Consider the following 12,669-nt stretch of genomic DNA (forward strand, 5'->3'; position numbering starts at 1 on the left):
ATGATATAGATATAAGAGATATTTTATGTATTGAACAATAGAATTGGAGATGGTTTTGTGAGAACTTTAATAAAAAATGGGCTTATCATAGATGGAAATAATATTGTTCCTTATGAAGGCGATCTATTAATCGAGAACGACAGAATACTTAAGTTAGGTGCTAAACTAGATGAGCAAGCTGATAAAGTTATAGACGCTCAAGGAAGAGTAGTTTGCCCAGGATTTATCGATACTCATAGCCATTCAGATTTGATGATTTTAGTAAATCCATATAATGAGGTAAAAATTAGACAGGGTATTACAACTGAGGTTTTGGGGCAAGATGGCATATCTATGGCCCCATTACCTAAAGAATTTATATCTCCATGGAGAAAAAATCTTGCAGGTCTAGATGGTGAAAGTGATGAAATAGACTGGAATTATGAGACTACTGAAAATTATCTGAAAATGATGGAAGATAATGGGATTGGCCTTAATGAGACATATTTAGTGCCTCACGGAAATATCAGAATGGAAGCTATGGGACTTGAAGATAGACCTGCTACTAAAGAAGAAATTCAAAAGATGTGTGAAATCACAGAGAGAGAATTAAAAGCAGGGGCTATTGGTATATCAAGTGGGCTTATATATATACCTTGTGCATACTCATTGACAGAAGAGATCATTGAAATATGTAAAATAGGTGCAAAATACGATAGACCATTTGTTGTTCACCAAAGAAGTGAAGCTGACACAATAGTGTCATCAATGGAAGAGATTATCGAAATAGGTAAAAAATCTGGAATTAAAATTCACTTCTCACACTTTAAAGTTTGTGGTAAAGCTAACTGGAAGTTCATTCCACAAATGTTAGAATTATTAGACAAAGCTAAAGAAGAGGGACTTACTGTTTCTCTAGATCAATATCCATATGCAGCAGGAAGTACTATGTTAGGAGTTGTTTTACCTCCATGGGCACATGCTGGTGGAACAGATAATCTTATAGAAAGACTTAACAACGAAGCTGATAGACAAAAAATGAAAGATGATATAGCTAACGGAATCGAAGGTTGGGATAACTTTATACAATTTGCGGGTATTGATCAAATATTTGTAACTAGTGTAAAGACTGACAAAAACAAAGATGTTATAGGTAAGAGTCTACAAGAAATTGGCGAAATGAGAGGAATTGATCCACTTGACGCTACTTTTGACTTACTTAGAGATGAAGAAAATGCAGTTGGAATGGTTGACTTCTACGGAAAAGAAGAACATGTTATTACGTTTATGAAGAGACCTGAGCACAATGTTTGTACTGACGGACTACTAGGCGGAAAACCGCATCCAAGAGCTTACGGATCATTCCCTAAGATACTAGGCAGATTTGTTAGAGAGTTAGGTGTTCTTAAACTTGAAGAAGCTGTATACAAAATGAGTAAAAAAGCTGCAGATGCTTTCAGAATAGATGAAAGAGGAGAGCTTAAAGAAGGTTACTTTGCAGATATAGTTATATTCAATAAAGATACAGTTAGCGGATCTGATGACTTCATAGATTCAATGCAATTCCCAACAGGAATAGACTATGTAATTATTAATGGTGAGGTTGTAGTTGAAGAAAATGAATACCACATGATTAAGGCAGGAAAAGTTCTAAGATAAAAACTTCAAATAACAGCTTTAAAAGAACGGAGTAGTCTTTAGGCAAACGTTTGTAATTTAAGGGGGATGTATTATGTTATTAGTTGGTAACGGAAAAGTTATTACTCAAGATTCATTAAACCCATTTTTAAATGATGGTTGTGTTGTTATAGAAGACAACAAAATAGCAGATATTGGTTCTACTGCAGATATGAAAGCTAAATACCCAAAGCATGAGTTTATTGACGCAAATGGAAAGATAATCATGCCAGGGCTTATAAACTCTCATATGCATATCTACAGTTCATTCGCAAGAGGAATGGCAGTACCAGGTGAGCCTGCTGCTAACTTTATAGAAATACTTGAGAGATTATGGTGGATGCTTGATAAGAAGCTTACATTAGAAGACACTAAATACAGTGCTTACGCAACTTATTTAGAGTGTATAAGAAATGGAGTTACTACAGTATTCGATCATCACGCTAGTCCAAATGCAATTGAAGGAAGCTTATTTGCTATATCTGATGCAGCAAAAGACTTAGGAATAAGAACTTGTCTTTGCTACGAGGTATCAGATAGAGATGGCGGAAATACAATGGATCAAGGTATCAAGGAAAACGTTGATTTTATAAAACATGCTCAAAAAGACGATACAGACATGTTAAAAGGTATGTTTGGTCTTCACGCTGCATTTACTCTTTCTGATGAGACTCTTAACAAGTGTGCTACTGCTATGGCAGGAATCAAAGATACTGGATACCATGTTCATATAGCTGAAGGTATAGACGATTTAAATATCAATCTTGAGAAATATGGCAAGAGAGTTGTTGAAAGATTAAATGAGTTCGATGTATTAGGAGATAAGACTCTTGCAGTACATTGTATATACGTAGATGACAATGAAATCAAATTACTTAAAGATTCTAATACATTTGTAGTTCACAACCCAGAGTCAAACATGGGTAACGCTGTGGGATGCTGCCCAGCTATTGAATTTATAAACGCTGGTATAGATGTTGGTTTAGGAACTGACGGATATACTGCTGACATGTTAGAATCACAAAAAGTTGCTAACATAATCCACAGACATAGACTAGGTGATCCAAGAGTTGGATTTGGAGAATCTACACAAATGTTATTCGATACAAACCAAAAAATAGCTAAAGCTTATTATAAAAACGACTTAGGAGTACTTAGAAAAGGTGCTTATGCAGACGTTATAGTAGTTGATTACACTCCACATACACTACTTAATGAAAACACAACAGCTGGACATATACTGTTTGGTCTTAGTGGTAAGTGTGTTGATACAACAATTGCAAACGGTAAAGTTCTAATGAAGAACAGAGAAATAGTTGTTGTAGACGAAAATCAAATACTTGCTAAGAGTAGAGAATTAAGCCAAAATTTATGGAATAGATAGTACCGTAAATTTTGAAAATCTCGGCCCCTTTATTATGAAGACATTATAAAATAAATGTGTAAAGTATTAAAGGAGCCGAGTTTTAAATATATTAATAAATCAAATTAGATTTGATATTGTTAAATTAATATACCAAAAACTTTAGGGGGTAAAGTAATGAGCGATATAATGAGACAAATTCCATTTGCTAATATAATGGATAGAGTACTGGTTGAGAAGGAAAAATACAATACTATTTATGGGGTATCTAAATTATACACACATAACAATGGTAAAGAGCTTAATGTTTTCAATCATAAGTTAGAGAATCCACTAGGACCAGCAGCTGGGCCTCATACACAATTAGCGCAAAACTTAATCGCATCGTATGTTGGGGGAAGTCGTTTTCTTGAACTAAAAACTGTTCAGGTATTAGATGGTGAAGATCTTCCAATATCAAAGCCATGTATACGTGCTGATGACGAAGCTTACAACGTTGAGTGGTCTACTGAACTATATATTCCACAAGCATTAGAGGAGTATATCAAAGGTTGGATCGGATGTAAGTTAATAGCTAAAGAATTTGGATTCGGAGATCCAGATGGATTTATATTCAATATGAGTGTTGGATACAACCTAGAAGGAATCCAATCTAAGAAGATAGATGCTTTCATAGAAGGATTAAAAGATGCCTCTAGCAATGATATGTGGAAAGAATGCGAAAAGTGGGCTCTAGATAACCTTGATAGATTTGAAAATGTAGACGAAGCTTTTGTTAAGTCTATATCTCCTAAAATATGTAACTCAATAACTCTATCAACTATGCATGGATGTCCAGAAGATGAGATAGAGAAAATAGTTTCTTATCTAATAACAGAGAAGAAAATAAATACTTACTTAAAGTGTAATCCAACTTTATTAGGATACGATACTGTAAGAACAATAATGGATGATATGGGATATGACTATATCAAATTCGATAAAGAGCAATTCGATGTAGATCTAAAGTTTGACGATGCAGTTGCAATGATAGGACGTCTATTAAAGCTTGCAGAAGGTAAGGGAGTAGCTTTCGGTGTAAAACTTACAAATACATTCCAAGTTCGTATAGATGAAAATGAACTTCCTGGGGATGCAATGTACATGTCAGGAAAGAGTTTATATCCATTAAGCATAAATGTTGCGGCTAAATTAGCTAAGGCTTTTGATGGTAAGTTAGCTATGTCTTACTCAGGTGGAGCTGATGCTGGAAATATAGAAAAAATATTTAACACAGGTATCTGGCCAATAACAGTAGCTACTACTCTTCTTAAGCCAACAGGATACAACAAAGTTAAGCAACTAGCTGACTTAGTTGCAGGATGCGACTACCACGAAAAGCAAATAGTAGACGTAGAATTAGTTGAGAAATTAGCTAAAGAATCGATAGCAGATGAGAAATACTCAAAGTCACCAACAGTTCGTGAAAAAGGATTTATATCTTTTGACGAAAACAAAAATGTAAGAGTTGGATGTAAAGTAGTTTGCGGAAGCTGTGCTAACGTATGTCCAAACAGAGCTAACATAGTAACTATAGTTGATGGAGAAAAGAAATTACTTCATATAGATGATTACTGTAATGAGTGTGGAAACTGTTACCTATTCTGCCCAGATAAGTGTACTCCATACAAAGATCGTATAACTTTATTCTCAAACAAAGGTTACTTTGACGACAGTACAAACCAAGGATTTTTACTATTAGATAATGATAAAGTTATGTACCGTTTTGAAGGAGAAACAAAAGAGTGTGCTTTAGAAGACGCTCCGAAAGTTATAGCTGATTTCGCAGCATCATTAAAGGATTGTCATCCTTACCTAGTGTAAGATAATATAAGACAAAATTAAATAGAAAAAAGGAAGGGAGACCAATTATGTCTCAAAATAACAGCCCTAAAATAGCTCCTGTAGATGAAAAAATGTCATTTAAAAGTTCGTGGGTATTTTCACTACAACACGTTCTAGCAATGGCCGCAGGAGCGGTGGCAGTTCCTATGATGGTAGGGAATGCTGCAGGACTAGATCAAACTAGTATTGTATTTTTAATTAATGCTTGTCTATTCATGGCAGGTATAGGAACTCTCATACAAAGTGTTGGTATAGGAAATATTATAGGTGCTAGAATACCAGTAATCGAGGGAACAAGTTTTGCAGCGGTTGCAGGTATGACAGCGATAGCTACGTCATATAATGATCCGAATATTGCGATCCAAAATGTTTTTGGAGCAGTAATAGTTGCAGGTCTTTTCTGCATAGTGTTAGCTCCTGTGTTTGAAAAACTGATAAGATTTTTCCCGAGTGTTGTTACAGGAACTGTAGTAATGGTTATAGGTATATCTTTATTTCCAATAGGTATCAAATGGATTACGCTAAACAAAATTGAAGCAGTTGATCCAAAGACTTTCGCACTTTCAATGGCAGTTCTAGTTATAACTCTTTTATCTTTTAAATTACTAAAAGGTATCTGGAACAGTTCTGCGATAATTGTAGGTATAGTACTTGGAACATTGCTTTCAATGGCAGTTGGAATGGCGGATTTCAGTAGTGTTGCTGGAGCTGGTTGGGTTTCAATAAACACTCCATTTAAGTTCGGTTTACCACAATTTGATATATCAGCGATACTGTCTCTGTGTCTGATAATGTTAGTTTTGATGACTGAGTCAGTAGGAAATATGATTGCTATACATGAAATGGTGGATAAAGAAGTAACAGGTAAAAATATAAAAAGAGCGTTATTCGGAGATGGTATATCTACAGCTTTATCAGGTATATTCAACTCTTTCCCAATAACACCTTTTGGTCAAAATACTGGTATTGTTGGTCTTACTGGAATAAAATCTAGATATATAGCAGTGTACGCAGGTATAATGCTTCTAGTATTCGGATTTGTGCCGAAGTTTGCGGCTATTATAGCAGCTATACCAAAACCAGTTCTTGGAGGGGTAGCCTTCGCAATGTTTGGTATGGTAATGGTTGGAGGAGTAAGAACTCTAAGCAAAGTTCAGTTTGTTGGAACTATGAATGGAGTTATAGTTGCAGTGAGTGTTGGTCTATCAATTATTCCAATAGTAAACCCTGATTTTTACAACAACTTCCCAGCATGGGTACAAACAATATTCCACAGTGGTATAACTACAGGAAGTTTGGCTGCTGTAATACTTAACATATTCTTTAATGAATTAGGAAATAAGAAGAAAGCAAAAGAAGAAGCGCAGTAAAGTGATTGTTTAAGAGCAGGTTGATAGGCGATAGGGGTGGCTAATTATTGCGATTTGCTAAAATGAGAAATTATTTTAGTCAGTTGTTTAGCACAATAATTAATTACAGTTATCTTATTGAGACCTGCAATTAAACCGGTAGCAATAATAGCTTAATAATAAAACATTGTTGAAGCATGTTGCCGTTCTGATTTTGTTTGGGTGAAGTAGCAAACTTAAAAAAATATTTTAGACCGTTAGCTATGGCGATAAAATTAATAAGTAAAAATAACTAAAGTATAACGAAATAAATTTAAAATAGAAATATAAATGAAAATTAATTATTAAATTAAAATTAAAAAATAATGAAGTACAAAAAAGTATAGAAATAAAGAAATAAAAGGAAATATAGAAGTAAAAACAAGTTTATAAATAAAAGAAATATAGAATAAAAAAGTATTATGTTATGAAAGCATCTTTGTGCAATTGTATGCACAAAAGATCTCTTTATAATAAGCACGAATTTAAAAACTCTGATTTGTCAAAATTAAGGTGGAATAAATATGGGAACAATACTTAGAGGTGGAAAAATAGTAACAAATGAAAAAACTTATAATTCAGATATAAGGATTGATGGAGAGAAGATCGTAGCTATAGGATCTGATATAGAAGTAAGTGGAGATGAGATCGTGGATGTTGCTGGATGTTATATTATTCCAGGTGGAATAGATACTCATACACATTTTGACTTAGATAACGGAGCTACTATAACAGCAGATAGTTTTGCTACTGGTACTAAAGCGGCAATAGCAGGTGGTACAACTACTGTTTTAGACTTTGCTACTCAATCAAAAGGTAAGTCGCTTGCAGACGGACTTAAAGAATGGCATATGAAAGCTGATAAGAAATCTTATTCAGATTACGGATTCCATATGGCTATAACTGACTGGAATGATTCTGTTCGCGATGAGATGGATGATATGATATATGAGGGTGTGTCTTCATTCAAAATGTATATGGCATATAAAAATCTTAAAGTAAAAGATGATGTAATATACGAAGCCTTAAAGAAGTCTGAAGAAATTGGTGGTATTATAGGTTTTCACTGTGAGAACGGAGAGGTAATTGATGAGCTTATAAGTGAAGCTAGAGAGAGTGGTCATTTGTCTCCTAGATATCATCCGCTTACTAGACCAGCTATACTAGAAGCAGAAGCTACATCAAGATTGATGAAAATCGCTGAAGTTGCAAAATCAAAAGTATACGTTGTACATCTAAGCTGTAAAGAGTCTCTAGAGGAAGTTAAAAAAGCAAAATCTAGAGGCGTGGATGTGGTTGTAGAATCATGCCCGCAGTACTTACTTCTCGATGAAAGACGATATTTTGAGGATGGGTTTGAAGGTGCTAAATACGTTATGTCTCCACCGCTTAGAGATAAGTCTAACAATGAAATTCTTTGGAAGGCAATTGCTGATGGTGATATAGATACTATTGGAACTGATCATTGCTCATTTAATTTTAAAGGGCAAAAAGAATTAGGTAAGGACGATTTTAGTAAAATACCTAATGGAGGACCAGGAGTAGAACATAGAATAAAACTTCTATACACTTACGGAGTTTGTAAAGACAAAATAACTTTGAACCAACTTGTTGATATTGTATCAACTAAGCCCGCTAAGATATTTGGAATGTACCCTGAAAAAGGTGCAATAGAAGTAGGCAGTGATGCGGATATAGCTGTTTTAAATCCAAATATTAAAGATGTAATAAAGGCAGAAAATCAAGTACAAAATGTGGATTATACTCCATATGAGGATTTTGAGGTAGATTGTGCAATAAGCAGAGTGTACTTAAGAGGTACCGAAGTTGTGAAAGAAGGTAAAGTTATTAGCAAATCGCCAAATGGAGAGTATGTAAAAAGGCGACAAGCAAAGGGGGCCAAGTAGATGGTAGAATTTATACTTAACGGAGAGAAAGTTGTAGCAGAAGAGGGCAAGAAACTTCTAGACTACTTGAGAGAAGATAAAAATATTACTTCTGTAAAAAATGGATGTTCTGAAGGTGCTTGTGGTACTTGTATGGTCATAATTGATGGCAAGGCTACTAAAGCATGCGTATTTAAAACTGATAAATTAGCTGGAAAAAGTATAGTTACTATAGAAGGTTTGACTGAAAGAGAGCAAGATGTATACGCTTATGCTTTCTCTAGTCAAGGAGCTGTACAATGCGGTTTCTGTATACCAGGTATGGTAATAAGTGCAAAAGCTTTACTAGATGTAAATGCAGATCCAACTGAGGATGATATAAAGAAAGCTTTAAGAGGAAATATTTGTAGATGTACTGGTTATGTAAAAATAATCAAAGCTGTACAATTAGTTGCTAAAATACTAAGAGAAGGAACTGAAGTTCCAAAAGTGGCTTGTAAAGGTCTAGTTGGAGATAGCCTTCAAAGAGTAGATGCAGTAGCAAAAACTCTTGGAACAGCGGAGTATGTAGACGATATAAGAATGGATGGTATGATCTACGGTTCTGCTGTTAGAGCTAAGTACCCAAGAGCATTAGTTAAGAGTATAAATATTGAGAAAGCTAAAGCTCATCCTGGAGTAGTCGCAGTACTTACTGCTGAAGATGTTCCTGGAACATTAAAAGTTGGTCACTTAAAAAAAGATTGGGATACTTTAATTCCAGTAGGACATGAAACAAGATACTTAGGAGATTCTATAGTTTTAGTAGCTGCTGAGACTAGAGAAGCTTTAGAAGAAGCTAAGAGTTTAGTAGAAATTGATTATGAAGAGTTAACTCCACTTAGCACTCCAGAAATGGCATTAGCTGAAGGAGCTCCACTTATACATGAAACAGGAAACCTTCTAGTTAAACAAGAGCTAAAAAGAGGAAATGCTGAAGAAAAAATTAAAAACTCAAAATATGTAGTAACTAAGCATTATTCTACACCTCCAACTGAGCACGCTTTCTTAGAGCCAGAATGTGCTGTTGCTGGGCCAAATGACGATGGAGTTTTAATATACTCTACAGATCAAGGTGTATTCGCTACTCAACACGAGTGTGCTGACATGTTAGGTCTTCCTCATGAGAAGGTAAGAGTTATAAATAAAATGGTAGGTGGAGGATTCGGTGGTAAAGAAGACATGAGTGTTCAACACCACGCTGCTTTACTTGCTTACCATACTAAGAGATTTGTAAAAGTACAACTTACTAGAAAAGAAAGTATGATAATACATCCTAAGAGACACGCTGCAGAGATGATATTCACAACTGCATGTGATGAAAATGGATATTTAACAGCTATGAAGGCTGAGATAGTTACTGACACAGGTGCTTACGCATCTCTAGGTGGACCAGTACTTCAAAGACTTTGTACACATGCTGCCGGACCATACAACTATCAAGATATAGATATAGTTGGAAGAGCGGCTTACACTAACAACCCTCCTGGAGGAGCATTTAGAGGTTTCGGAGTTACTCAAAGTTGTTTTGCAACAGAGTGTAACATAAACTTATTAGCTGAGATGGTTGGAATTTCCCCATGGGAAATTAGATACAGAAATGCTATAAAGCCAGGTCAAGTTCTTCCAAATGGTCAGATAGCTGATGAAGGTACTGCATTAGTTGAAACACTTGAAGCAGTTAAGGAACAATATGAAGCTCATCCAAGAGCTGGTATAGCTTGTGCTATGAAGAATGCCGGAGTTGGGGTTGGTATACCTGATGTAGGAAGATGTAACATAGTAATTATAGATGGAAAAGTTAACTTAAGATCTAGTGCATCTTGTATAGGTCAAGGACTTGGAACTGTTATGGTTCAGGTAGCTTGTGAAACTTCTGGATTAGCTCCAGAGCTTATGGTTCACGCTGCACCTGATACACATACTACACCAGATTCAGGAAACACTACTGCATCTAGACAAACAGTATTCACTGGAGAGGCAACAAGAGTTGCAAGTACAAAGTTAAAAGAAGCGTTAGATTCTGGTAAAACGCTAGCAGATCTTGAAGGTGAAGAGTTCTATGGAGAGTACTCATCAGTAACTGATAAGATGGGATCTGACAAAGAATTCCCAGTAAGTCACGTTGCTTATGGATATGCAACTCAAATAGTTATGCTTGACGAAGATGGAAAGCTAGAGAAAGTTGTAGCTGCACACGATGTTGGCAAAGCTATAAACCCAGTGAGTTTAGAAGGACAAATAGAAGGTGGAGTTGTTATGTCACTTGGATATGGATTAACAGAAGACTATCCAATGAAAGATTCTGTTCCTACTGGAAAATTCGGTACTATAGGATTATTTAAATCAGTAGATATCCCAGAAATCGAAACAATAATAGTAGAGAAGAACGACGTTGACTTAGCTTACGGAGCTAAAGGTGTTGGAGAGATATGTTCAGTTCCAGCAGCACCAGCTGTTCAAAATGCTTACTATGTATTGGATAAGCAATTTAGAACTAAATTACCACTTGAGAACACTCCTTACAATAAAAAGAAATAGTAACTGAGTAAAAAATTGTTTATATATAAAAACCCTTTTGCATAATACATGTCTAAAATGTTAGAATGTAATTATAAAGAAGGGTTTTTTATTTATATTATAATAAAAGTGGGGTGACGAAGTTGGGCCTTAATAATAGATTAGAATTGAGCCAGTCACAGAAGTTGATTTTGACAACTCAGATAAAACAATCATTGACTATTTTAAACATGAGCAAGCTAGAGCTAGATGAAGAGATAAAAAAGGAATCGGAAAACAACCCTTTAATTGAAGTAGAGACAAAGAGTGAAATAAACTGGGAACAGTATGTAAAAGATATGGAGTACTCTAGATCAACATATAGAACAGAATCTAGCTACAATCCGGATAACGAAGTGGATTTAGAAAATTTAATTAGATATTCTTCAAATTTGTACGAGGATTTAAAGTTTCAAATAAGCTTATACAATATTTCTGAAAAACAAAAAAAGATATGTGAGTATATAATAGATAGCCTTGATGAAGACGGTTACCTAAGATCAAATGAGATAGATATAATAAACATACTAAAAATTACAGAAGAACAATTTAATGAATGTCTTGAAATTGTACAACAACTAGAGCCTGTTGGTGTCGGTGCAAGAGATTTATCCGAATGTCTATTGATTCAAATGGACAACTTAAATATAAATAATAAGATATTAAGAGAAATTGTAAAAAACGATTTGGTTTTGCTTGCTAACAATAAATACAAACAAATAAGCAAAAAATACAACATTACATTGCAAAAATGTGTAGAGTTGATGGATATCATTAAATCATTTGATCCAAGGCCAGGAAGGGCAAAATCTTCCGAAAAAAGCGTATATATTCAGCCCGATGTATTTGTAGAAAAAATAGATGGGGATTTTGTAGTTCACACCAACGAAAAAGATTCTTATAAAATAAGAATAAACAGCTATTATAAAGAGATATTGAGCAATTCCAGTTCTGATGAAAATGCAAAGAGCTTTATAAAAGAGAGACTTAACTCAGCTACAGATCTAATTAAAAACATAGAAAACAGAAAGACTACTATACTTAGAATAGCTGAAGAGACTCTGAGTGCTCAAAGAGAGTTTTTAGAAAAGGGTACAAAATATATAAAACCACTAAAGATGAAGGATATAGCTGAAAGATTAGGTTTTCACGAATCTACGATCAGTAGAGGTGTAAACGGAAAATACATGCTAACTCCATATGGACTTTATGAATTTAGATATTTCTTCAGCAGTGCTATAGATACAGAGAGCGATGAAAAGGCTTCCAGCATCAGTATAAAAAAGATGATAGAAGAAATAATAGAAGGCGAAAATAAAAGAAAACCTCTAAGTGATGATCATATTTCAAAAATTCTTAAAGAAAAAGGTATAAATATAGCTAGAAGAACAGTAGCTAAATACCGAGAAGAGTTGGGAATACTATCATCGAGCAGAAGAAAAAAATATTAAAAAATCTAAAAGAACAAATACAATCAAACATGAACATAAAAAACGACAAAAAGTAACAAGAGTAAGCGGAAAAGAACTATGATGAAGGCGAAAAAGATCGTCTAAAAATCATAAAAAAACATTGAAATAATCACAAACTAACAATAAATTTGCAGCAGAAAATAATTAAAAAAAACGACAACTTTTATGATAAGATAAAGAGAAGGATGACTGTCTAATCTTGTAAAATATAATCGATATAGTATGTTTACAATAAATTTATTTTATAAAAAAATATAAAAATATTCTAAAACAATCAAACAAACAATATAAAAAGTTACATATAAAACAATAAGTATAAATATATTCTGAAAAAATAAGTATATATTTATATGAAAAATTTAAAAATAAATTTGTATTGATAGCATAGATTAAACTTTTATTTTCATTTTATATATAATTAA

At 34.1% G+C, this 12,669-nt stretch carries 7 protein-coding genes; all 7 read left to right on the plus strand.

Annotation, left to right across the window (positions count from 1 at the left end; all coding sequences use genetic code 11):
* Nucleotides 1-57 precede the first annotated feature (57 nt).
* The 7 genes from T473_RS0109560 (at nt 58) to rpoN (ending at nt 12,226) form a co-directional block, all read left to right on the plus strand.
* Nucleotides 58-1,638 carry an N-acyl-D-amino-acid deacylase family protein gene (locus tag T473_RS0109560; protein ID WP_024621698.1) on the plus strand — a complete coding sequence of 527 codons (1,581 nt, stop codon included), beginning with the start codon at nt 58-60 and terminating at the stop codon, nt 1,636-1,638.
* 73 nt (nt 1,639-1,711) lie between these two features.
* Nucleotides 1,712-3,040, plus strand: coding sequence for a putative aminohydrolase SsnA (gene ssnA, locus T473_RS0109565; RefSeq protein WP_024621699.1), 1,329 nt, complete (start codon nt 1,712-1,714; stop codon nt 3,038-3,040).
* Between the two features lie 156 nt (nt 3,041-3,196).
* Nucleotides 3,197-4,882, plus strand: coding sequence for a selenate reductase (locus T473_RS0109570; RefSeq protein WP_024621700.1), 1,686 nt, complete (start codon nt 3,197-3,199; stop codon nt 4,880-4,882).
* Between the two features lie 47 nt (nt 4,883-4,929).
* Nucleotides 4,930-6,273, plus strand: coding sequence for a nucleobase:cation symporter-2 family protein (locus tag T473_RS0109575; RefSeq protein WP_024621701.1), 1,344 nt, complete (start codon nt 4,930-4,932; stop codon nt 6,271-6,273).
* 542 nt (nt 6,274-6,815) lie between these two features.
* Entirely contained in the window at nt 6,816-8,198 is a 1,383-nt protein-coding gene (hydA, locus tag T473_RS0109580; protein ID WP_024621702.1) for a dihydropyrimidinase, read from the plus strand.
* On the plus strand, nt 8,199-10,757 hold the full coding sequence (xdh, locus tag T473_RS0109585; protein WP_024621703.1) for a selenium-dependent xanthine dehydrogenase: 2,559 nt from the start codon (nt 8,199-8,201) through the stop codon (nt 10,755-10,757). It abuts the gene before it with no gap.
* 113 nt (nt 10,758-10,870) lie between these two features.
* Nucleotides 10,871-12,226, plus strand: coding sequence for an RNA polymerase factor sigma-54 (rpoN, locus tag T473_RS0109590; RefSeq protein WP_242825906.1), 1,356 nt, complete (start codon nt 10,871-10,873; stop codon nt 12,224-12,226).
* Nucleotides 12,227-12,669 lie beyond the last annotated feature (443 nt).

The organism is Clostridioides mangenotii TR, from assembly GCF_000498755.1.
GTDB classification, from domain to species: Bacteria; Bacillota; Clostridia; order Peptostreptococcales; family Peptostreptococcaceae; genus Metaclostridioides; species Metaclostridioides mangenotii_A.

What these genes read in the sequence shown, in the direction of transcription:
- hydA (WP_024621702.1), top strand. Translation starts at nt 6,816, where the DNA reads ATGGGAACAATACTTAGAGGTGGAAAAATAGTAACAAATGAAAAAACT.
- T473_RS0109570 (WP_024621700.1), top strand. Translation starts at nt 3,197, where the DNA reads ATGAGCGATATAATGAGACAAATTCCATTTGCTAATATAATGGATAGA.
- T473_RS0109575 (WP_024621701.1), top strand. Translation starts at nt 4,930, where the DNA reads ATGTCTCAAAATAACAGCCCTAAAATAGCTCCTGTAGATGAAAAAATG.
- xdh (WP_024621703.1), top strand. Translation starts at nt 8,199, where the DNA reads ATGGTAGAATTTATACTTAACGGAGAGAAAGTTGTAGCAGAAGAGGGC.
- ssnA (WP_024621699.1), top strand. Translation starts at nt 1,712, where the DNA reads ATGTTATTAGTTGGTAACGGAAAAGTTATTACTCAAGATTCATTAAAC.